This is a genomic window from Edaphosphingomonas laterariae, assembly GCF_900188165.1.
In the GTDB taxonomy this organism is placed as follows: Bacteria; Pseudomonadota; Alphaproteobacteria; order Sphingomonadales; family Sphingomonadaceae; genus Sphingomonas_E; species Sphingomonas_E laterariae.
In genome coordinates this window covers 1-22,034 of the sequence record NZ_FZOS01000045.1, presented here as the reverse complement: position 1 = coordinate 22,034, position 22,034 = coordinate 1, and the positions used below count along the sequence as shown (strand labels likewise).

The 22,034-nt window shown below is 67.0% G+C and carries 20 protein-coding genes and 2 pseudogenes; 10 read left to right on the top strand and 12 right to left on the bottom strand.

Annotated elements, in window-relative coordinates:
* The 3 genes and pseudogenes from CHB74_RS21795 to CHB74_RS19855 form a co-directional block, all read right to left on the bottom strand.
* Positions 1-80, bottom strand: a pseudogene (locus CHB74_RS21795) (IS5/IS1182 family transposase); the annotation flags it as partial.
* A 70-nt stretch (positions 81-150) separates the two neighbouring features.
* Positions 151-2,607 (bottom strand): ATP-dependent helicase HrpB, encoded by a 2,457-nt coding sequence (gene hrpB / locus CHB74_RS19860; RefSeq protein WP_089221229.1) that lies wholly within the window; start codon positions 2,605-2,607, stop codon positions 151-153.
* A gap of 25 nt (positions 2,608-2,632) precedes the next feature.
* Positions 2,633-4,201, bottom strand: a complete 1,569-nt coding sequence (locus tag CHB74_RS19855; protein WP_089221228.1) for a lysine--tRNA ligase — start codon at positions 4,199-4,201, stop codon at positions 2,633-2,635.
* Between the two features lie 48 nt (positions 4,202-4,249).
* On the opposite strand from CHB74_RS19855, the gene CHB74_RS19850 reads away from it, so the two are divergent.
* The 3 genes from CHB74_RS19850 to CHB74_RS19840 all read left to right on the top strand — a co-directional run bounded on the left by CHB74_RS19850 (position 4,250) and on the right by CHB74_RS19840 (position 8,341).
* Positions 4,250-4,882: a hypothetical protein gene (locus CHB74_RS19850; protein ID WP_245843066.1), complete on the top strand. Its 633-nt coding sequence runs from the start codon at positions 4,250-4,252 to the stop codon at positions 4,880-4,882.
* A 178-nt stretch (positions 4,883-5,060) separates the two neighbouring features.
* Positions 5,061-7,799, top strand: coding sequence for an ATP-dependent DNA helicase (locus tag CHB74_RS19845; RefSeq protein WP_089221226.1), 2,739 nt, complete (start codon positions 5,061-5,063; stop codon positions 7,797-7,799).
* Complete coding sequence (locus tag CHB74_RS19840; RefSeq protein WP_089221225.1) at positions 7,796-8,341, top strand: SixA phosphatase family protein; 546 nt, start codon at positions 7,796-7,798, stop codon at positions 8,339-8,341. Before CHB74_RS19845 ends, CHB74_RS19840 begins: the two co-directional genes overlap by 4 nt.
* Before the next feature lie 112 nt (positions 8,342-8,453).
* Here the strand turns inward: CHB74_RS19840 and CHB74_RS19835 are convergent.
* Positions 8,454-8,795: pseudogene (locus CHB74_RS19835) on the bottom strand (YciI family protein); the annotation flags it as partial.
* Positions 8,796-9,032: 237 nt separating this feature from the next.
* The gene (locus CHB74_RS19830) at positions 9,033-9,314 is read right to left on the bottom strand and encodes a chorismate mutase (protein WP_089221233.1); all 282 of its coding nucleotides are present in this window, start codon (positions 9,312-9,314) and stop codon (positions 9,033-9,035) included.
* 122 nt (positions 9,315-9,436) lie between these two features.
* Here CHB74_RS19830 and CHB74_RS19825 point away from each other — a divergent pair, with 122 nt between their 5' ends.
* Entirely contained in the window at positions 9,437-10,450 is a 1,014-nt protein-coding gene (locus CHB74_RS19825; protein WP_089221232.1) for a polyprenyl synthetase family protein, read from the top strand.
* A gap of 7 nt (positions 10,451-10,457) precedes the next feature.
* On the opposite strand, the gene CHB74_RS19820 is transcribed toward CHB74_RS19825, so the two are convergent.
* Positions 10,458-10,946, bottom strand: a complete 489-nt coding sequence (locus CHB74_RS19820; RefSeq protein WP_089221223.1) for a GNAT family N-acetyltransferase — start codon at positions 10,944-10,946, stop codon at positions 10,458-10,460.
* Positions 10,947-11,182: 236 nt separating this feature from the next.
* Here CHB74_RS19820 and CHB74_RS19815 point away from each other — a divergent pair, with 236 nt between their 5' ends.
* Complete coding sequence (locus CHB74_RS19815) at positions 11,183-11,395, top strand: hypothetical protein (RefSeq protein WP_089221222.1); 213 nt, start codon at positions 11,183-11,185, stop codon at positions 11,393-11,395.
* A 52-nt stretch (positions 11,396-11,447) separates the two neighbouring features.
* On the opposite strand, the gene CHB74_RS19810 is transcribed toward CHB74_RS19815, so the two are convergent.
* The 4 genes from CHB74_RS19810 to CHB74_RS19795 form a co-directional block, all read right to left on the bottom strand.
* The gene (locus CHB74_RS19810; protein ID WP_089221221.1) at positions 11,448-13,289 is read right to left on the bottom strand and encodes a DUF885 domain-containing protein; all 1,842 of its coding nucleotides are present in this window, start codon (positions 13,287-13,289) and stop codon (positions 11,448-11,450) included.
* A gap of 103 nt (positions 13,290-13,392) precedes the next feature.
* Positions 13,393-13,866 carry an RcnB family protein gene (locus tag CHB74_RS19805; RefSeq protein ID WP_089221220.1) on the bottom strand — a complete coding sequence of 158 codons (474 nt, stop codon included), beginning with the start codon at positions 13,864-13,866 and terminating at the stop codon, positions 13,393-13,395.
* Positions 13,867-14,166: 300 nt separating this feature from the next.
* Entirely contained in the window at positions 14,167-15,018 is an 852-nt protein-coding gene (locus CHB74_RS19800; RefSeq protein WP_245843064.1) for an RcnB family protein, read from the bottom strand.
* Between the two features lie 105 nt (positions 15,019-15,123).
* Positions 15,124-15,711: a (2Fe-2S)-binding protein gene (locus CHB74_RS19795; RefSeq protein WP_089221219.1), complete on the bottom strand. Its 588-nt coding sequence runs from the start codon at positions 15,709-15,711 to the stop codon at positions 15,124-15,126.
* Positions 15,712-15,743: 32 nt separating this feature from the next.
* On the opposite strand from CHB74_RS19795, the gene CHB74_RS19790 reads away from it, so the two are divergent.
* The 4 genes from CHB74_RS19790 (at position 15,744) to CHB74_RS19775 (ending at position 20,436) form a co-directional block, all read left to right on the top strand.
* Positions 15,744-16,556: an enoyl-CoA hydratase-related protein gene (locus tag CHB74_RS19790; RefSeq protein WP_089221218.1), complete on the top strand. Its 813-nt coding sequence runs from the start codon at positions 15,744-15,746 to the stop codon at positions 16,554-16,556.
* A gap of 10 nt (positions 16,557-16,566) precedes the next feature.
* Positions 16,567-17,355: a DODA-type extradiol aromatic ring-opening family dioxygenase gene (locus CHB74_RS19785; RefSeq protein WP_089221217.1), complete on the top strand. Its 789-nt coding sequence runs from the start codon at positions 16,567-16,569 to the stop codon at positions 17,353-17,355.
* Positions 17,356-17,458: 103 nt separating this feature from the next.
* Positions 17,459-18,847: a DUF4139 domain-containing protein gene (locus CHB74_RS19780; protein ID WP_179220936.1), complete on the top strand. Its 1,389-nt coding sequence runs from the start codon at positions 17,459-17,461 to the stop codon at positions 18,845-18,847.
* Between the two features lie 14 nt (positions 18,848-18,861).
* Positions 18,862-20,436, top strand: coding sequence for a DUF4139 domain-containing protein (locus CHB74_RS19775; RefSeq protein WP_089221216.1), 1,575 nt, complete (start codon positions 18,862-18,864; stop codon positions 20,434-20,436).
* A 3-nt stretch (positions 20,437-20,439) separates the two neighbouring features.
* Here the strand turns inward: CHB74_RS19775 and CHB74_RS19770 are convergent, their stop codons facing one another.
* Together CHB74_RS19770 and CHB74_RS19765 are read right to left on the bottom strand one after the other, a co-directional pair.
* Positions 20,440-20,835: an acyl-CoA thioesterase gene (locus CHB74_RS19770; protein ID WP_089221215.1), complete on the bottom strand. Its 396-nt coding sequence runs from the start codon at positions 20,833-20,835 to the stop codon at positions 20,440-20,442.
* Positions 20,832-21,161 (bottom strand): hypothetical protein, encoded by a 330-nt coding sequence (locus CHB74_RS19765; RefSeq protein WP_089221214.1) that lies wholly within the window; start codon positions 21,159-21,161, stop codon positions 20,832-20,834. Before CHB74_RS19765 ends, CHB74_RS19770 begins: the two co-directional genes overlap by 4 nt.
* Before the next feature lie 86 nt (positions 21,162-21,247).
* On the opposite strand from CHB74_RS19765, the gene CHB74_RS19760 reads away from it, so the two are divergent.
* Positions 21,248-21,676, top strand: coding sequence for a CBS domain-containing protein (locus tag CHB74_RS19760; protein ID WP_089221213.1), 429 nt, complete (start codon positions 21,248-21,250; stop codon positions 21,674-21,676).
* Positions 21,677-22,034 lie beyond the last annotated feature (358 nt).

Below are 22,034 nucleotides of genomic sequence, written 5' to 3'. Positions count from 1 at the left end.
CCGCGCTTACCCTTGCGGCCGCCCGGAACAAACTCTCGCAATCGCTCCCACTGATCGTCCCGCAGCACTTCCCCTTCCACGCCAACCTCCAAAAGCCAGCGTTGAATCAGAAATCCAGCCCAACGTAAATCCCTAAAATGTCACTACAGCCTAGCGGCCGCTGGCCTTCTTGGTGCGGAGCGTGGGATCGGCCCCGGCGGGATCGTCGGGCCACGGATGGCGCGGATAACGGCCGCGCATTTCCTTGGCGACGGCCGCCCAGCTGCCCGCCCAGAAACCCGGCAGATCGCGCGTTGTCTGGATCGGCCGGCCGGCGGGCGAGGTGAGGCGTAGCACCAGCGGCACGCGGCCATCGCCGAGCATGGGGTGGCGGGTGAGGCCGAACAAGGCCTGCGGGCGCAGTTCCACCGCCGGGCCGCCATCGGCCGCATAATCGATCGCATGGCTGGAGCCGGCGGGCGTCGACAGCCGCGCCGGGGCAAGCCGATCGACCGCGCGGCCGCCTTCCCAGCCGAGGATATTTTCCAGCGCCTGCGTGAGATCGCCCGGGGCGACGGCATCGAGCCGGCGCTTGCCGGCAAGGATCGGCGGCAGCCAATCATCGAGCAGGGCCAGCAGCGCTTCATCCGACAGATCGGGCAGCGACGCGTCATGGGCGCGCGCGAAGGCCGCGCGGTGGCGCAGCGCATCGGCGCTTTCGGACCAGGGGAGGAGGGCAAGGCCATGCTCGCGCACGCCTTCCAGCAGGGCTTCGGCGATCGCCGCCTTGTCGGGCGCGTCATCGGGCCCGCCGCCGAGCCGCACCGCGCCGAGCCGGCGTTCGCGCCGCGCGACCACGCCGCCCGTCGCGGGATCGAAGCGGACGTCGCGGACCATGGCGATGCGATCGGCGAACAGCATCTCGACATCGGCGGGGTCGATCGCGGCGGCGGACAGGATGCGCGCGCCGGCGGCCCACCCTTGCGTTTCGGCGACCGCGAGCCATTCGTGCCGGGCGAGCGGCGACAGCGGATCAAGCCGGAAGCCGCGCCCGCCGACCGCGATCCAGTTTTCGCCTGAGGCATCGCGGCGGCGCGCGACGCGATCCGGGAAAGCGAGCGCGACGCAAGCGGCGATCGCGTCACCCGCCGTGTCGCGCGCAGGGGCGGGCGGCAGGAGCTTCTGCCACCGCCTCGCGAGGCCGCGTGCGGCATCCGCCCTTTTGCCGCGTTCGCTGCGCCAGCGGCGGAGGCGAGTTTCGAGATCGGCATCCTGACCGCCCAGCCCGCGTTCGGACAGCAGGACGGCGACTTCGGCAGCGGTGCCCGCCCAGCCGCGCGCCTGGGCTGCGACGAGCATATGGGCAAGGCGGGGCGGCAGCGGCAGCGCGGCGATCGCCTTGCCATGCGGCGTCGGCCGGCCGGCATCGTCGATGGCATCGAGCGCGCCGAGCCGGGTGCGCGCTTCGGCCACGGCGGCGGCGGGCGGCGGATCGATCCAGCGAAGCGCGGCCGGATCGGCGACGCCCCAGATCGCGCAATCGAGCAGCAAGGCCGAGAGATCGGCTTCCAATATCTCGGGCGGATCGAAGCGCGGCAGGCCGGCGGTGGCCGCTTCCTCCCACAAGCGGTAGGCGACGCCGGGCGACTGGCGGGCGGCGCGGCCGGCGCGCTGGGTGGCGGCGGCCTGGCTGACGCGTTCGGTGGTGAGGCGGGTGACGCCGGCCGCGCGATCGTAACGCGGGCGCCGCGCGAGGCCGGAATCGACGACGATGCGGACGCCATCGAGCGTGAGGCTGGTTTCGGCGATGCTGGTCGCCAGCACCACCTTGCGGATGCCGGCCGGCGGCGCGGCGATGGCGGCGCGCTGTTCGGCGGGTTCGAGGGTGCCGTGAAGGCGGTGGATTTCCACATCGGCGGGCAGGCTGGCGAGCCGTTCGGCGGTGCGTTCGATCTCGGCCACGCCGGGCAGGAAGGCGAGCAGGCTGCCGGTGGCTTCTTCGGCCAGCGCGCGGCGGATGGCGGCGGCCATCTCGTCCTCGATGCGGGCTTCGGCGCGGCGGCCGATATGACGCAGGTCGAGCGGGTGGCTGCGGCCTTCGGATTCGATGACCGGCGCGCCATCCATCAGCGCGGCGAAGCGCGCGCCATCGAGCGTCGCCGACATCGCGACCAGCCGGAGATCGGGGCGGAGGGCGCTCTGCGCATCGAGCGCGAGGGCGAGGCCGAAATCGCTGTCGAGGCTGCGTTCGTGGACCTCGTCGAACAGGACGGCGGAGACGCCCGCCAGTTCGGGATCGGCCTGGATGCGGTTGCGGAAAATGCCTTCGGTGAGGACGAGGATGCGGGTGGCGGCGGACTGCTTGCTGTCGAGCCGGGTGGCATAGCCGATGGTGCGGCCAACCGGCTCCCCCGCAAGGAAGGCCATGCGTTCGGCCGCGGCGCGCGCGGCAAGGCGACGGGGCGAGAGCAGCAGCACCTGGCCGTCGCACCAGCCCTCATCCAGCAGGGCGGGGGCGACGGCGGTGGTCTTGCCCGCGCCGGGCGGTGCCACCAGCACCGCCGAGGACGCGTCGCGAAGCGCCCCCAGCAGATCGGGGAGGACGGCGTGGATGGGCAGACCGGTCACGCCGTTCGATCCCGCATATGGCCCGTCAGGCCAGCGCCTCGGCGATCAGCCGGCGGCTGTTGGCGACGCCATAGAGCTTGATGAAGCTGCCCATGCGCGGCCCCTGCGCCGAACCCAGCAGGGTTTCGTAAAGCGCCTTGAACCAGTCGCGGAGCGCTTCCTTGCCGAAATGCGCCTTGCCGATTTCATAGACATGGTTCTGGATCGCTTCGGCATCGGCATCCTCGCCAAGCGTGGCCAGTTCCTTGTCGAGCTCGCGAAGCGCCGCCGCTTCCTTCTCGTCCGGCTTGCGGCGGACGAGCGTGGGGGCGACGAAATCGCGGTGATAAGCGAGCGCATGGCCGATCAGCCGGGCGAGTTCGGGATAGTTGGCGGCGCTGGCATCGGGCACATAATTGGCGAGATAGCCCCACACCTGCGCCTGATCCGCATCGCCGAGCACGCCGACGAGATTGAGGAGCAGGCCGAAGCTGATCGGCAGCGGCGCCGACGGCACATCGCCATTGTGGATGTGGTGGACGGGGTTGCCGAGCTTCTGTTCGATCGGCTGGGCGGGATAATTGGCGCGGAACTGCCAATAATCGTCCACCGCGCGCGGGATCACGCCCATATGGAGCGACTTCGCCTTCTTCGGTTCGCGATAGGCGTAGAAGGCCAGGCTCTCTTCCGGCCCGTAGGTCAGCCATTGTTCGAGGCTGAGGCCGTTGCCCTTGGACTTGGAGATCTTCTCGCCCTTTTCGTCGAGGAACATCTCGTAATTGAAGCCTTCGGGCGGCCTGGCGCCGAGCACGCGGGCGATCTTGCCCGATTGCGTGACCGAATCGATCAGATCCTTGCCGGCCATTTCATAATCGACGTCGAGCGCCACCCAGCGCATCGCCCAATCGACCTTCCACTGGAGCTTGGCCTTGCCGCCGAGGATCGACTGGGTGACGGTTTCGCCCTCATCCTCGAAGCGGATGAGGCCCTGATCGGCATCGACCACCTCGACCGGGACCTGGAGCACGATGCCCGATTTCGCGCTGATCGGCAGCACCGGCGAATAGGTGGCCTGGCGTTCCTTGCGCAGCGTGGGCAGCATCACATCCATGATGCCCTGATAATGGCGCAGGACGTTCTTCAGCTGATCGTCGAAGCGACCCGAATGATAGCAATCGGTGGCCGACAGGAATTCATATTCGAAGCCGAAGCGATCGAGAAATTCGCGCAGCATCGCATTGTTGTGGTGCGCGAAGCTTTCATATTTGCCGAAGGGATCGGGCACCTGCGTCAGCGGCTTGCCGAGATGGCCGCGCAGCATTTCCTGATTGGGCACATTGTCCGGCACCTTGCGCAGCCCGTCCATATCGTCCGAAAAGGCGATCAGGCGGGTGGGGATATCGGACAGCGCCTCGAACGCGCGGCGGACCATCGTGGTGCGCAGCACTTCGTTGAAGGTGCCGATATGCGGCAGGCCCGAGGGGCCATAGCCGGTTTCGAACAGCACATGGCCCTTGCCGGGCGCGCCATTGGGATAGCGCTTCAAAAGCTTGCGGGCTTCCTCGAAAGGCCAGGCCTTGCTGTCGAGCGCGGCTGCGCGGAGGTCGTTTGCCATGTGTTCCCGTGTCGATTAGCGTGTTCGGCGACGCCTTAGAGCGAATCCGTGGCCGAAGGAACCTTCGGCTGCTCGGGCGGCGAAAGAGCGGGGTTGCCGATGCCGACCGTCACGCCCGAGATCATCGAACCGCAGGCGCAATTGCCGGTGCCTTATCTGCGCCGGCTGGATGCGATTCCCGAACATCAGCTTTATGTGGCGCGCCCGGGCTTGCGGGCCCTGCCGTCGGGCAGCGCGATCATGGCCGGGTGCATCCTGCTGCAATTGTGGACGCTGACCTTCATGCTGTGGGCGATGTGGTGGCCGACGCCGCAGACCCCGCAGCTGCTGGCCTTCGCGATCGGCGGCACGGTGACGATGCTGCTGCTGGTGGCGCTGGTGATCCTGCTGCTGGTCCGCCGATTCCCCGGCTATGCGCTGGCGGTGGCGCGCGCGCCCTTCATCCGGCTGACGGTGACCGACCGGCGCGTGGTGTGGAGCCTGCCCTGGCATCGCCACCCGCTTATGGAGATCGGGCGCGAACGGATATTGGGCGGAATCCTTGGCGCGGTCGACGCGCGGGGGCGGGGCAATGCCGCGATGATCCTGATCCATGGCGATCCCGCCGCCGATATCGACGGCAATATCCATTTCGATCACCTGCCCGACGTGGAAAAATTCGTCGCGGCACTGGCGCGATAGGGCGCGCCGGGCGCCGTCGTGCCCATCCACGGCCCGCAATCCGCTTGTATCGCGCGCCGGTTCGCGCAAAGTCTGGAACCGAAGTCGCGACATTGCCGTTGGCCCTGTCTCGACCGGGGCATCCCGATCAGCGGGGTGCTGCCCGGCACCAACGGTTGATGAAGTCCAGTCGCATCGCATGACCTTACCCTGGCCCGCCATCCACGCCACCCATGGCGGCATCTGGATCGCCACGCCCGATGGCGCCACGCGCAGCGTCGGCCGGGGCGAGGCGATCGCGCTGGCCGCCGAAATGCCGGCGGTGCTGCTGAACGCGCCGGTGACGGCGACGCGGCTCGGCTATGGCGAGCTGATGGGGCTGGACCTTCTGGAATTGTTCGCCTTCGTCCATCCCGCGCGCTTCGCCGTGCCGACACCGGCGGGACTGGCGCGCGCGCTGGGGCTGGAGGCGCCGGCGAACGATGCCGAGGCGGCGGGCTTCCTGCTGCGCGCGGCGCAGGCCCTGCTCGACCGGCTGGGCACGAAGGACTGGGCCGAGCGCGAGGGCGCGTGGACGGCGGCGCAGGCGCTGTTCCGGCTGCGCTGGCCGTGGAGCGCGGCGGTGACCGAGCGGATCGACCGACCCGAGCGGGCCGAACGCTGGCTGTTCGCCAAGCTGCCCGAATGGGAGGAGGCGGCCCCCCGGCCACAGCCGCGGCCGGTGGTGCTGGGCGATGCCGAAACCGAAGCGACGCTGGCGCATCTGGTGGGCGAGCGCGCCGAGCCGCGCGACGGCCAGCGGGCCTATGCGGTGGCGGCGGCGCGCGTGTTCGATCCGCGCATGGGCGAAGGGCGGCCCAACATGCTGCTGGCCGAAGCGGGCACTGGCATCGGCAAGACGCTGGGCTATCTGGCGCCGGCATCGTTGTGGGCGGCGGAAGCCGGCGGCACCGTGTGGGTATCGACCTATACCAAGGCGCTGCAACGCCAGCTCGATCGCGAGACGGCGCGGATCTTCCCCGTACCGGCGACGCGGGCGCGCCGCGTGGTCGTGCGCAAGGGCCGCGAAAATTATCTTTGCCTGCTCAATCTGGAAGATGCGCTGCAGGGTGGGTTCCAGGGGCGTGCCGCGATCCTGGCGCAGCTGGTGGCGCGCTGGGCGGCCTATAGCCGCGATGGCGACATGGTGGGCGGCGATCTGCCCGGCTGGCTGCCGACGCTGTTCCGCCGGGCCGGATCGACCGCGCTGACCGACCGGCGCGGCGAATGCGTCTATGCCGGCTGCCCGCATTACCGCAAATGCTTCATCGAGCGATCGGCGCGCGCGGCGGAGGGCGCGGATATCGTGATCGCCAATCATGCGCTGGTGATGATCCTGAGCGCGCGCCGCCGCGAGGAAGGGGCGCCGCTGGCGCGGATGGTGTTCGACGAAGGCCATCACCTGTTCGATGCCGCCGATTCGACCTTCGGCGCGGCGCTGACCGGCCAGGAGGCGATCGAGCTACGTCGCTGGATCATCGGCCCCGAGGGCAAATCGCGCGGGCGGCGGCGGGGGCTGGCCGCGCGGCTGTCCGACGTCGCATCCTATGACGAGGAAGGCGCGCTGGCGATCGACGCGGCGGTGGGCGCGGCATCGGCGCTGCCCGCCGACAGCTGGCTCGGCCGGATGGCCGAGGGCGCGCCGATGGGGGCGATCGAAAAGCTGCTCGCCGCCGTGCGCGACACCGTCTATGCGCGCGCCGCCGCCGCGGACGCCGGCTATGGGCTGGAAACCGAGGCGGCCAATCTCGATCCCGCGCTGATCGAGGCGGCAGCGCCCGCCGCGCAGGCGCTGGAGGGGCTGGTGCGTCCGCTCGCCCGGCTGCGGCAGCGGCTGGAAGCGGTGATGGAGGATGGGCCCGATTGGCTGGACGGGCCGGCGCGCGCGCGGATCGAAGGGGCGATCGCGGGGCTTTCCAACCGCAACCAGCTGCTGGCCGCCTGGGTGGCGCTGCTCGCGCGGCTGGGCGGCCCGGTGGACCCCGATTATGTCGACTGGCTGGCGGTCGACCGGATCGACGGGCGCGAATTCGATATCGGGCTGCACCGCCACTGGCTCGATCCCACGCGCCCGCTGGCCGAAACCGTGCTGAAGCCGGCGCATGGCGTGCTGATCACATCGGCGACGCTGCGCGGCAGCGAGGATTGGGCGGCGGCCGAGGCGCGCACCGGCGCGGTGCATCTCGACCAGTCCGTCCGCCGGTTCGAGGCGGCGAGCCCGTTCGATTATGCGGCGCGCGCCGAGGTGCTGATCGTTACCGATCTGAAGCGCGGCGATCTCGCGGCGCTGGGGCAGGCTTATGCCCGGCTGATCGCGGCGGCGGGTGGCGGCACGCTGGGGCTGTTCACCGCGATCCAGCGGCTGAAGGCGGTGCATGCCCGCATTGCCGATCGCCTGGCCCGCGACGGGTTGCCGCTTTACGCCCAGCATGTCGACCCGATCGACACCGGCACGCTGGTCGACATCTTCCGCGATGAGGCGCGCGCGTCGCTGCTGGGCACCGATGCGCTGCGCGACGGGGTGGACGTGCCCGGCGAATCGCTGCGGCTGGTGGTGATGGAAGGCGTGCCCTGGCCGCGCCCCACCGTGCTGCATTCCGCGCGGCGGGCGGCGGGCGGCGGATCGGCCTATGATGATCGCGTGGTGCGGGCACGGCTGGCGCAGGCGTTCGGCCGGCTGATCCGTCGCGCCGACGATCGCGGCGCGTTCGTCCTGCTGTCGGCGGCGACGCCATCGCGCCTGCTGGATGCATTCCCGCCGGGCGTGATCGTGCGCCGCCTGACCCTGGACGAGGCGGTGGCGCGCGTGGCCGAGATCGCTTCGGCCGGCGATGCCTTTTCACCGCAACAAGTTTCCGGCATCAGGCTCGCTCAGGACGGGGATGCGGAGACCGAATGAAAAGGCTGACGTTGCTGCGCCATGCGAAATCGGGGTGGGACGACCCCGTGGCCCGCGATTTCGATCGCCCGCTCAATGGCCGGGGCCGGCGCGGCGCACGGCTGATGGGCATGCACATGCGCGATCTGGGCCTGCGCTACGATCTGGTGATCGCATCGCCTGCGGTGCGCGTGGTGGAAACGCTGGACGGGCTGTGGGAAGGCTATGGCCGGTCGATCCACGCGGAGCTCGACAAGCGCATCTATCTCGCGTCCGCCGCGACCCTGCTCGACGTGATTCAGGAGGCGCCGGACAGCGCCGACACGATCCTGCTGAGCGGCCATAATCCCGGCATGGAGGATCTTGTCCTGATGCTGGTGCCCGATCGCATCGAGGATGAGGCGCGCGACCGGGTGGAGGAGAAATTCCCCACCGCCGCGCTCGCCGAAATCACCTTCGATGTCGCCCATTGGACCGAGGTGAAGGCCGGCGGCGGCCAGCTGACCCGCTTCATCCGCCCGCGCGACCTCGACCCCGCTTTAGGCCCCGACGCGCACGCCTGAGCGGCGGGGCCGGGGCATCGGCGAACCGCTTTCAGAGCCCTTCGGTCTTGGCGCGGATGCGGTTTTCCTGCGCGGCGAGTTCGGGCGTCATCTGATCGGCGAAATCCTCCATCTCGAAGATCGGGCGGATTTCGATCTCGCTGGGGCCGGGCATCGGGTTGGGGCAGCGCTTGGCCCAGGCCACCGCTTCGTCCATGTCCTTGACCTGCCAGATCCAGAAGCCGGCGACGAGTTCGCCGGTGGCGGCGAATGGGCCGTCGATCACCTTGCGATCGGCGCCGTCAAAGGCGATCCGCTTGCCGCGCGACGAGGGGTGGAGCCCTTCGCCGCTGACCATGATGCCGGCATCGGCCAGCGCCTCGTTGAACTGGCCCATGGCTTCGAGCATCTCGGTTTCGGGCATGGTGCCCGCTTCGCTGTCCGCCGTCGCCTTCACGAAAACCATCACGCGCATCGCCTGCTCTCCTCGATCCATCCTCCCGGCCAAGAACGGCCTTGCTGGAAAGACGATCCGGGAAGCGGCGGCCCGACATCGGCGCGACGATTTTTTTTAGAGCAGTTTCCGATCCGACTGCGTCGGCGCGAATGCTCTACGCTCTTTGTTTACCGCGCTTTCCGAGTCAGCAGGTGATTCCACCTGCTTGGAAAGCGCTCTAGGGCGTGCCTTTTGCCCGCATGAGCGGCGGCACGGTCAGGCGTTGCGCGCCTTTTCGTGGTGGCGGATCACCTCGTCGATAATGAAGCGCAGGAACTTCTCCGAAAAATCGGGGTCGAGATTGGCCGAACGGGCCAGTTCGCGCAGCCGTTCGATCTGCGCCGATTCGCGGCCCGGATCGGCCGGCGGCAGCCCCGATTCCGCCTTGTAGCGGCCCACCGCCTGCGTGACCTTGAAGCGTTCCGCCAGCATGAAGACGAGCGCGGCATCGATATTGTCGATGCTTTCGCGGTAGCGCTTCAGCATGTCGTCGGACATCATATTCCCTTCAGGTGCGTGTCAGGTCGGGTGTGGCGGAGCCCTTTTGTTGGCTGTTGCCGCGCGGCGCAACCCCCGTGCGGCTTGCCTTTACCGCGCGGGCACGCCATGGCGCGCTTGTCATGACCGCTACCGTCACTCCGCTGCACCGCCAGGGCGCTCCGTCGCTCGAACCGATGATGGCCCTTGTTGCGGCCGACATGAACCAGGTGAACGCGGTGATCCTGGATCGGATGCAGAGCGATGTGCCGCTGATCCCCGAACTGGCCGGCCACCTGATCGCCGGCGGCGGCAAGCGGATGCGGCCGATGCTGACGCTCGCCTGCGCCCGCCTGCTCGAATATGGCGGCGCGCGGCACCACAAGCTGGCGGCGTCGGTGGAGTTCATCCACACGGCGACCTTGCTGCATGACGACGTGGTCGACGGATCGGGCCTGCGGCGCGGCAAGCGCACCGCCAATGTGATCTGGGGCAACCCGGCAAGCGTGCTGGTGGGCGATTTCCTGTTCAGCCGCGCGTTCGAGCTGATGGTGGAGGACGGATCGCTGCGCGTGCTGCGTATCCTGTCCAACGCGTCCGCCGTGATCGCCGAGGGCGAGGTGAACCAGCTGACCGCCCAGCGCCGGATCGACACGCCCGAGGAACGCTATCTCGACATCATCGGCGCCAAGACCGCCGCGCTGTTCGCCGCCGCCTGCCGGATCGCGGCCGTGGTTGCCGAGCGTGAGGAAGCGGTGGAGATGGCGCTCGATTCCTATGGGCGCAATCTGGGCATCGCCTTCCAGCTGGTCGACGATGCGATCGATTACCTGTCCGACGGCGCGACCATGGGCAAGGATACCGGCGACGATTTCCGCGACGGCAAGGTGACGCTGCCGGTGATCCTGGCTTATGCGCGCGGATCGGCGGAGGACCAGGCCTTCTGGAAGGATGCGATTCTGGGCCATCGCGTGTCCGACGAGGATCTGGCCCACGCCACCCGGCTGCTGCGCGAAACCGGCGCGCTGGATGACACGCTGGCCCGCGCCCGCCACTATGGCCAGCGCGCGATCGACGCGCTGGCAGGGATCGGCGCGGGGCAGACGCGCGCCGCTTTGGTCGAGGCGGTCGAGTTCGCGGTGGCGCGGGCTTATTGAGCCCCGGTCACAGTTTCTGGAACATCACCAGCGCATCGACCTCGCCAAAAGCGGGGTGATCGAACGCGCCCGGCAGGCGGCCGACGATCGCGAAGCCGAGCTTCTGCCATAGGGCGACGGCGCGTTCGTTGGTGGCGACGACGCAGTTGAACTGCATCGCGCGGAAACCGTGGCCGCGTGCCTGATCGAGCGAATCGAGACACATCGCCCGCGCCACGCCGCGCCCGCCGGCATCGGCCGCCGTCATATAACCGCAGTTGCAGACATGGGCGCCGCCGCCCGCCTGATTGGCGCGCAGATAATAGGTGCCGAGGATGCGGCCATCGGCCTCGTCCTCGGCGACGAACGACCAGCGATCGGCGCCACGCCAGTAAGCGAGCGCGTCGGCGCGGCTCATGTCGCGGGGGAGGGCATAGGTTTCGCCGGCGCGGATGACGGGCTCGAGAATCGCCCAGATCGCGTCATTGTCCCGGTCCTCGGCTGGCCTGATCCGCATCTCTTTCCTCCTGGCAACGCAACATGCAATCGGTGCAAGGCCCTGCGGACGAGCGGGGCCTGCATCCACCCGTCCGGATAGCGCCGTGCCGTAAGGGAAAACAGCCCGGCATTGTCGAGAGCCGTTCATCGGCGCGCATCGGCCGTTGGCCGAAAAGATCGGCCGCTATCCAGGCGATGGGCTATGCCGCGCGCGGGTATGCGTAGGAAAAGTCTTTGTTACAGAACATAATAGACATGAGAGGCGCGCCAAAGCGGTGGCGCGAGGTGCGGGCGGAACTGCACCCGGCGGGCGAGGGCGCAACCGGCGCGCCGGCCTATGCGCAAGCATGCGAAGTGCAGAACGCAAGGCTGGTCCGCGAGATGACCAGTATCGCCGAGGCGGTGGGCTGGGCGAACCGCCAGCTATGGCCGGTCGACCTCTATCTGTTCGACGCGGCGCCGGCCTGAAACCGGATGAAGCGGCCCCCTCGCCCCGGTGGACGAGAGGGCCGGCAGGCGATCAGTTCGCGGCCTTGGTGGTCGCGATCCAGCTATCGATCTTCTTTTCGAGCACCGTCATCGGCAGCGCGCCGGTCATCAGCACCTGCGCGTGGAATTCGCGCGGATCGAACTTCGCGCCCAGTTCCTTCTGCGCCTTGGCCTTCAGCCGCGACATGGTGAGCTGGCCGATCTTGTAGGCGAGCGCCTGGCCGGGCCAGGCGATATAGCGTTCAACCTCGGCCGTGGCGTCGGTTTCGCCCATGCTCGAATTGGCGAGCATATATTTGATCGCCTGTTCGCGGGTCCAGCCCTTCGAATGGATGCCGCTATCGACGACGAGGCGCATCGCGCGCAGCATTTCATCGTCGAGGCCGCCGAAGCGTTCGAACGGATTGGTTTCCATGCCGAGTTCGTTCCACAGCGTTTCGGCATAAAGGCCCCAGCCTTCGGCATAAGCGGTGTTGCCGCCGTAGCGCATGAAGGCGGGCAGGCGATCATTTTCCTGCGCGAGGCTGATCTGGAAATGATGGCCCGGCGCGCCTTCGTGGAGATAGAGCGTCTCCATGCCCGGCGTCGTCCGCGACGGCAGATCATAGGTGTTGAAATAGAAGATGCCGGGGCGGTTCTTTGATGGATCCCTGGGATCGTACATGCCGCTTTCATAGGAACCGCCGGCCTGGTTCTTTTCGCGCCACGGCTCGTAATAGCGGATTTCCAGCGGGGTCTTCGGGATGGTCGAGAACTGTTCGCCGATCCGCGCATCGACCTTCTTGCCGATGGCATAATAGCCGTCGACCAGATCCTGCTTGGTCTTGGGTTTGAACTTGGGATCGGTGCGGATGTAGTGGAAGAATTCCGCCAGCGTGCCCTTGAAGCCGACCCGCGTCTTGATCGCTTCCATCTCGCTTTTGATGCGGGCGACTTCGGACAGGCCGAGATTATGGACATAATCCGGCGTCAGCGGCAGCGTGGTGAGCTGTTCGATCGCGGCGAGATAGACTTTGTCGCCGCCCTTCATGCTGCTGATGCCGACATCGGCGCGCGCCACCGGCAGATATTCGGTCTTGAGGAAATCGCGCAGGCGGACATGCGCCGGCAGCAGATCATCGCGGACGACAGCGGCATATTCGGTCTTGAGCCGTGCCTGATCGGCCGCCGAAATGCCTTCGGGGAATTTCTTGACCGGGCCCATGAAGACCGATTCTTCGACGCCCTGATTGATGATGTTGTCGAGCTGGCCGACCATGTTCTCGACCGTCATCTTCGACTGGACGACGCCCGATTTCATGCCTTCGCGGAAGCGCGCGACCGAACGGTCGAGCAGCGCCACATATTCCTTGTGACGCTTCAGATTATTCTCGTAATCGGCCAGCGTCTTGAACGGCGCCGCGCCCTCGCCCGAAGCGAAGCCCGGATAGAAGGTGTGGAAGCCGGTGAAGTGATCGAGCGGGCGGACCGCCGTCAGCGCCAGCATGTCGGGGGCCAGCCCCTTCAGATTATTGCGGGTCTGCCATTCGAATACGTCATAGGCGATCTGATCGGTGGCATCGAGCTTGCTGCGGTCGATCGCGTGCAGGCGGCGCAGATCATCTTCACCGGCGGCGCGTTCCGCCGCGAAATAGGCGTCGCTGTTATAATCGCCGAGATGCGCGGCATAGCGCAGATCGCCACGGAACAGCGCGTTGATCGGGTTGCGCTTGAGATTGGCCTCGTCGCTTTCGTGGAACAGCCGGTGCAGCTGATCATGCGCGGTTTCGGCGGCGGCGGGCGCGGCGCTGGGCGTCTGGGCGGTGGCGGCCGCCGGCATGGCGGCGGCGAGCGCGGCGGACACGGTGGCGAGCAGGATATTGCGGATCGTCATTCAGGGCTCCTTCTTCCGGAGTTATGCCGTCCGCTCTAGTGCGCTAACACACCACGGGCAAGCGGCCGGAAAGCCTGCGCTCTCCGGCCGCTTGCGCCGCCACCTACCAGAAGAAGCCGCGATGCGTGTCGAGCACGCGGCCGTTGCGGACGTTCACCAGCAACACATCATTGCCGTAACGGACCCAGCGGGTGTTGGCGGTGGTGCGCGGCAGGCGATAGCGATACGGATCCGCGATCACGTAGCGCGAGGCATAATAAGGCGATCCGATCCGCGCGCCGACCGCGACGGGGCGATAGACATAGCCGCGCGGGCCGACATAAGCGGGCCGGCGATAGACGTCGCGATGGTTGCGGCGATAATCCTTCCAGTCCTCGCGATATTCCTGCCGGGCTTCGCGCAGATCATCCTGCTGGCGGCGCACATCGTGGCGATCGCCATGCTGCCGGGCATGCGCCACATCGCGCTGTTCCTGGCGGATGTCCTGCCGGTCGCGGCGCAATTCGGCGGTCTGCGCCGACGCGGCGACGGGAAAGGCGGTGGCGGCGATGAGCGCGGCGACGATGAACTTAAGCATGGGCTTACTCCTTCGTGTCCCCTGGAAAGCCTGATTCGCATAAGCCACGTGAATCGCGGTCGAATGCACCTGTAAGCTGGCGTTCGGACTGAGGGCGGAAAGGCGGCGGACATTACGGCGCTGAAATATCGTGTCGGGAACATGAAACGGGCCGGGGAGATGCCCCCGGCCCGTTGCCGCGTTCGCGATGTGCCGTTCAGAGCCGTTTCCGATCCGACTGCGTCGGCTCGAACGCTCTAAGCTCTTTTTTTGACCGCGCTTTCCGATTCAGCAGGTAATTCCAACTGCTTGGAAAGCGCTCTAGCGCCAGAAGAAGGAATAGATGATGTCGCGGACGATGCCGTTGGTGATGTCGATCAGCAGCACGTCGTCATAATAGCGCACCCAGCGGTAGGCGCCGTAAGCGGGCGGCAGGCGATAATGCCAGGGATCGCTGATCCAGTAGCTTTGCCCATAATAATATGGCGGCAGGCGATAGCCGTAGGACCAGCGCCGATAATCATAGCCATGGCCGCGCGGCGGATAATAACGCGGGACGCGATAGAGCTGGCGGTTGGAGAAGCGGTAGCGTTCCCAATCATAGCGGCCATCATTGCGCCAGCGCCGATCCCAATCGCCATTGTTGGACCAGCGGCGATCATCGCGCCGGTCATCATCCCAGCGATCATTGTCCCGCCGGTCCTTGTCCCGATGGTCATTGTCCCAGCGATGATCGTTGCCGGGGCGGTTATCGGCCCGGCCATTGGAACGCCCATCGTTCCAACGCCAGTCGTTGCGGCGGCCATCATTGTTGCGGCGATCATCGGCGCGGGCGTCGTTCTGTTGCCAGTCGCGGCCGCGATCGTCGCGGTCGTTCCAGCGGCCATCGCCATTCTGCCCGCCACGATTGCGATCGGGGCCGCGCGGATCGGGCCGGGCGGGGCGGTTGTCCCACTGGCGGCCGGCTTCCATGCCGCTGCGTGCGCGCACTTCGCCGCGCGGCGGCTGGGCGCGCTGATCGCGGACCCGCGTGCCGCTGCGCTGGCCAGTCATGGCGCCATCGCGGCTGCCCGCCGTCATCCGATCACTGCCGCGATCAGGCGGCGACTGCGCGGCGGCCGGGGCGATCGCGGTGGCTGCCAATAGCAGCGCGGCCAAGGTTCGACCCATCATCTCTGCTTACTCCTCGCTCTCGGCGGCGCGTGGCGGCACCGTGGGCCAAGCCTTGCGCCAAGTCCACTGAGCGCGGGCTGAACCCGTTCGTCAGCGAAATGAAAGCTAGGGCTTGGGCGGCGCGGGCGTGGGCGCTTCGGGCTGAGCAGGTGCCGGCTTCTGCGGGGTGAGCGCCGGGATGGCGCGCGCGGCGTCCTCCGGGTCGATCCCCGGCGGCGGGGCGGCGGCGATGATCTCGCCCCCGGCGGCGATGCGCGTCGCATGGCGGATCGCGTTGCGGATGCGCGGATAGGTGCCGCAGCGGCAGATATTGGTGATCGTCGCGTCGATCTCTTCGTCGCTGGGATCGGGATTCCCGTCGAGCATGGCGGCGACGGCCATGATCATGCCCGACTGGCAATAGCCGCATTGCGGTACATTTTCCGCCACCCAGGCCTGTTGCACGGCATGGCTGCGATCGCGCGAGAGCGCCTCGATCGTGGTGACGAAGCTGCCTTCGATCGTGCCGATCGGCACCTGGCAGGCGCGCATCGCATGGCCGTCGACATGGACGGTGCAGGCGCCGCACAGCCCCGCGCCGCAGCCATATTTGGTGCCGGTGAGGTTGGATGCGTCGCGCAGCGCCCAAAGCAGCGGGGTTTCCGGGTCCATCTTGTAATGGACAGGCTGGCCGTTGACCGTGAAGCGCGTCATGACGGGGCACGCATAGACGGAGGAGACGGGCGATGGGAAGCGAAAGGATCATCACGGCACGCGACGGCGCGGTCGCTCATGTCGAACTGGCCCGGCCCGACAAGCTGAACGCGATGGATGGCGATTTCTTCGCCCAGCTTGGCGAAACTTTTCGCGCCCTGGGATCGGATTCGGCGGTGCGCGCGATCCTGCTGTCGGGGCAGGGGCGGCATTTCACCGCCGGGCTCGATCTGGGCTGGGCGGCCGGGCAGTTCGCCCCGTCGAAGGATCCCGGCCGCTGGTCCGAAAGGCAGCATCGCGACATCGTGGCGTTGCAGGCGGCGGTGAATGCGGTGGAAGAAGCGCGGCCACCGGTGGTGGTGGCGATCCATGGCGGCTGCATCGGCGGCGGGGTCGATCTTGTCTGCGCCTGCGATCTGCGCGTGGCGAGCGCCGACGCCTGGTTCCAGGTCGCCGAAATCGACGTGGCGATCACCGCCGATCTCGGCACACTGCAACGCCTGCCGCATCTGATCCCCGGCGGGATCGCGCGCGAACTGGCGTTGACCGGGCGCAAGATGGCGGCCGAGGAAGCGGCGCGCTGGGGCTTCGTCAACCGCATCGCCGGGGATCGCGACGCGGCGATCGCGGCGGGGCTGGAACTGGCGGGCATGATCGCGGCGAAATCGCCGATGGCGGCGGTCGGCACCAAGGCGTCGCTCAACCATAGCCGCGGCCGGCCGATCGCCGATGGCATGGCGCATGTCGCCATGTGGAACGCGGCGACCCTTGCCAATGGCGACATGCACGCCATCTCCACGGCGAAGGCGACCGGCACTCCGCCGGGCTTCGCCGATCTGGATTGAGCGAGTGAATATGCGTCAGCCGACCTTCTTCATCCCCCATGGCGGGGGCCCCTGCTTCTTCATGGACGATCCGACCGGCATGTGGACGCCGATGGAACGCTTCCTGCAGGGCTTCATCGCCGATCTGCCCGAACGGCCGCGCGCATTGCTGGTCGTCTCCGGCCATTGGGAGGAGGAGGGCTTTGCCGTGCAGGACGGGGCGAAGCCGGGGCTGCTGTTCGATTATTACGGCTTCCCCGACCATACTTATCAGCTGCGCTGGGATGCGCCGGGCGCCCCCGATGTCGCCCACCGCGCCGCCGCCCTGCTGGCCGATGCGGGCTTCGCGACCACCAGCGACGGCGCGCGCGGCTGGGACCATGGCGTGTTTGTGCCGATGAAGGTGGCCGTGCCCGGCGCCGATATTCCGACCGCGCAATTGTCGCTGCGCCGCGATCTCGATCCGGCCGCGCATATCGCGGCGGGCCGCGCGCTCGCCCCCTTGCGTGACGAAGGCGTGCTGATCGTCGGATCGGGGATGAGCTTCCACAATATGCGCGTGCGCAACGGCGATGCGACCGCGCCCGCCGACATCTTCGACGCCGCGCTGACGGCGATCGTGACCGATCCCGATGCCGCGCGCCGCGCGGACCGGCTGGCGGCGTGGGAAACATTGCCCCACGCCCGCTTCGCCCACCCGCGCGAGGAACATCTGATCCCGCTGATGGTGGCCGCCGGCGCGGCCGGCGACGATGCCGGCCAGCACGTGTTCGAGGACCATGTGATCGGCTGGAAGGTTTCGGGCTACCGTTTCGGCTGAACCTGCAGATCGGATCGCTTCCGAAACAATGGTAACCTCGATTCCAGCTTCACAACCCTTCAGCCCGTCGTCACTATCCTGCTGATAAACAGGGGGGATGCCGATGCGCGCGTTGCCGGCTGTGTTGCCGATGCTGTTCCTGTCCATGCCCGCGCTGGGGCAGAGCGCGCAGGGCGAGGTGGCCGTCACCATCTACAACAATGATCTCGCGCTGGTGCAGGATGTGCGACAGATCAACGTTCCGGCAGGGCGCAGCCGGCAGGAGTTCCCCGACGTATCCGCGCGCATCCGGCCGGAAACCGTCTCCTTCGCCGCGCCCGACACGGGCATCGTTGAGCAAAATTTCGATTATGATCTGCTGTCGCCCGGAAAGCTGATGGAGAAAGCGGTCGGCCGCACCGTTACGATCGTCCGTATCAATCCCGCCACCGGTGCGGAACTGCGGGAGCAGGCGAAGGTGCTCGCGGTCAATGGCGGTGTCGTCCTCCAGATCGGCCAAAGGATCGAGGTGCTGCGTGACGATGGCCTGCCCGTCCGCGTGATCTTCGACAAGGTGCCGGATAATCTGCGTGCCCGACCCACCTTGTCGATCACGGTGGACAGCGCGCGCGTCGGGACGCGGCCGGCAAGGCTCAGCTATCTCACGTCGGGGTTGGGCTGGAAGGCTGACTATGTCGCGCGCTTCGACGAAGCTGCCGGCAAGATTGACCTGCAGGGCTGGATTACGCTCAACAATTCCACCGGCACCAGCTTTGCTAATGCCGATGTGGTGATGGTGGCGGGTAATCCCAGCCAGAATCCTGGCCAGAACGGCCGTGGTCGCAGCCGATCGGACAATTCCGCACTGACCCGTGCCGGCACCGAAAGCAGCGTGCGCGCACGGCTTGGCGATTATTATCTCTATCCGCTGAAGGAGCGGACGACGATCGCCAATGCGCAGACCAAGCAGGTCAGCTTTCTCGACGTTCACGGCACGCCTGCGCGCAAGGGCTATGAACATCGCGTCGAATGGCTGCAGACGACCGAAAGCCCGCAAAGCGCGGCGACGGTGCTCAAATTCACCAGCAGCAGGAATGGCGGGCTGGGTGATCAGCTGCCGGCTGGAACCGTGCGCGTCTATATGAAGGATGCGAAGGGCGATCCGCAGTTCATTGGCGAGAATAACATCCCGCATACGCCTATGGGATCTGAACTCGCGGTCCGCACCGGCGAGGCGTTCGACGTCAAGGTCAAGAGCGTCGTCACTGAACGGACCCGGCTCGGCCCCAATCGTTGGCGCACGCAGATGCGCTACACCCTGACCAATGCGCGGCCCGAAGGCGTGACGGTGGATCTGATCCAGGATGGGCTGGACTGGTTCTGGGACGACACGCGCATCACCACGGAAAGCCAGACTAGCGAGCGGCTGTCCTCCAATTCGGCGAAGTGGAAGGTGGCGATCCCCGCCAATGGCGAGACCGAGTTGACCGCCACTTTCGAAACGCGCTTCTGACGAAGGGCCCGCGCGTGCTGATCGCAGCCCTGCTGGCGATGGCCGCCCCGGCGGAGGCCGCCGTGGTCACGTCGTCGAGCCCCGAAGCTGTTTCCGTCTCCGTCTATCGCAATCCCGATCGTGCCGTGGACGATGAGATGGCGCTGCGCTGGCTTAAAGGCTTCGCGCTGATCACCGAGACGCGGACGGTGGATCTGCCCGCAGGCGACGCGACTATCCGCTTCGAAGGCGTGGCCGGCGGGATATTGCCGCAGAGCGCGATCATTGTCGGGCTACCGGGTCAGGTGGGGGAGAAGAACCGTGACGCCCGGCTGCTATCGCCGGGAAGCCTGCTCGACGGCCATCTCGGCCGGCGGGTCCGTATCCGGCGGACGAACCGGGCGACCGGCGCGGTGCGCGAGGAGGACGCCGTGGTTCGCGCTGGCCCGGATGGCGGCGTGATCCTGCAGACGGCGGAAGGCATTGAAGCGCTCGGTTGCTCTGGCCTGCCCGAACAGCCGATTTATGATGCGGTCCCCGATGGTCTGTCCGACAAGCCTACCCTTTCGGTGACGACGTCGAGCCCCGTGGGCGGGCCGGTGAGGCTCGCCCTGTCCTACCTTGCCGATGGGTTTGACTGGCAGGCCAATTATGTCGCGCATGTCGCGCCAGATGGCGCCTCGCTCGATTTGTTCGGCTGGCTGACACTCGCCAATGGCAATGCCGAAAGCTTCGTTGCGGCCCGAACCCAGGCGATCGCAGGCACGCCCAACCGCGAAGCGAAGGATCGGGACGATCACGACGCGGCGGTGAATGCCGAACTCGTCCTGCAGTGCTGGCCGATGGGTACCACGCGCGACCCCGCGGTGGAACCGTTGCCGCCGCCCGCACCGGCGCCGATGGCAGCCTTCGGTTTCGAGGAGATCGTCGTGACGGGCGCGCGCCGGTTGGAGGTGGTGCAGGCGGTGCCTGTGACAGCGATGATGGCGGGGCAGGAGGAATTGGGTGACCTCAAGCTCTATCGCATTCCCGAGCGGGTGACGGTTGCCGCCAATGCCATGAAGCAGGTGGCGCTGCTGGACCGCCGCAATGTGCCGTTCGATCGCCTCTATCGCGCGACTTTGACGATGGACGACGAGGCTGATGAAGAGCCGGCCGAAATCGTCGTGCGGATGAGGAATCTGAAAGCCAAGGGGCTCGGCCTGCCTTTGCCATCGGGCCAGGTCGCGGTTTTCGAACCGTCGGGAAGCCGCCCGATGCTGGCGGGAGAGGGCCATATCGGCGACACCGCAATCGGCCAGGACGTCGAACTCGCCATCGGTGAGTCGCCACAGGTGCACTTCACGCAACGCTGGCTTGATCGCGATCTGGAGGAGGAGCACCTTGCCGATCGGCGCTTTGAGGTGGAGATCACCAATGCCAATCCCCATCCGATCAGGGTTGAGGTGTCATTCGCCCGTTATTTGGCGACGGTTCATCTGATCCGGCCGAGCGAGAAGATGCGTGAGAAAGACGGCCGGCCGATGTGGCTGGCGAAGGTGCCGGCCAACGGCACGGCGAAGCTCACTTACGTCGTCCGGCACGATCGCGATGACAGGGGCGACGACTAGCGCCTATTTCTCGGGCAGCGGGCGGGGGCGGTGTTGTTCGTCGAGGGCGACGAAGGTGAACAGACCTTCGGTTACCTTCACCTCGCGGGTTTCGCCGTCGGGGGCGTCGCGGGTGGCGATCACCTCGATGCGGATGGCGAGCGAGGTGCGGCCGCGCCGTTCGACCCAGGCATAGACCGATATCAGATCGTGCAGGAGGATCGGCGCGATGAAGGCCATCGAGTCGATGGCGACCGTCGCCGTGGGCCCGTGCGCCTCGCGCCGGGCGATCACGCCGGCGGCGATATCCATCTGGCTCAGCACCCAGCCGCCGAAGATATGGCCGTTGGCGTTGATGTCGCCCGGGCGGGGCATGACGCGCAGGATCGGATCGCGCGGGGCGGCGGTCGCGGCGCTCATTGATCCTTCTCCACGGCCCGATCGGCCTGCGCATTCTGTGCATTGGGATCGGCGGCCTTGGCGACATCCTCATCATGGCCCGAACCCGAGCTCATGAACACCAGCAGCATCAGCCCCGCCGCGAGCAGCACCGAGGCGCCGACGCCGGCGACGGTGGCGATGATCATGTGGATGGTGATCAGCCCGCCTTCGATATGCAGATAATAGAGGGCTGCGAGCACCGCGAGGATGGAGACGAGGATCATCCAGCGCATCAGGCGCCAGTAGCGTGTCCAGGCGACAGCGGCGCGGGCGGGATCGGAAAGCACGGGCTTATGGTCTGTCATGCTTCCATTTGATCGCTTGGCGTGTTTTCATCAAGCATAAGCGGCGACAGACAAGCCGCCGCGCCGGACCAAGAAGGAGGGCGGACATGACGGTTGCTTCGATACTCGCTGGCAAGGGCCACGATGTGATCAGCGTGTCAGCCGGAACATTGGTCGCCGAAGTGGTCGCGCTGATTGCCGGCAAGCGGATCGGCGCGGTGCCGGTGATCGAGGACGGCAAGGTGATCGGCATCCTTTCCGAACGCGACATCATCTATCATCTGCAAAGCGACGGGGCGGCGATGCTCGACTGGACGGTCGAGCGGGTGATGACATCGCCCGCGATCACCGTCGCCGGCGATGTGCCGATTCTCCATGCGCTGTCGCTGATGACCAAGCGGCGCATCCGCCACCTGCCGGTCGTCGAAGGCGGCGATCTGGTTGGCCTCGTTTCGATCGGGGATCTGGTGAAGGCGCGGATCGACCGGATCGAGGCCGAGGCCGAAGCCATGCGCGATTACATCCAGGGCGCCTGATCGAATCGTTCACCGCTGATTGATTCGGCTGATTCTGTGGGTGTGATTCTGTGTGCGTGGGGTGTGTGAAAGCGGCTTGGGGGGCGGGTTTGGTGGGGATTGGGGGGTGTTCAGGCGGGGCTTGGGGCTGGTGCTGGCGGGGTTGGGTTGCGGGTTGGCGGGTGGATTGGTTGAGGTGTGGTTAGCGGATAAAATCGTTGTAATTCCGTGCGTTGACTATGGATGGCAACAAAAGTGCAAAATGGTTGTTGACGGTGTTGGGTGATCCCCATAGAAGCCCCTTCACCGGCGGCGGTGACACGGTGTTTCCCGGGTCGCTTCCGCGCCTCTCCAGATCAGTAAAACGATCTCCCTGGGT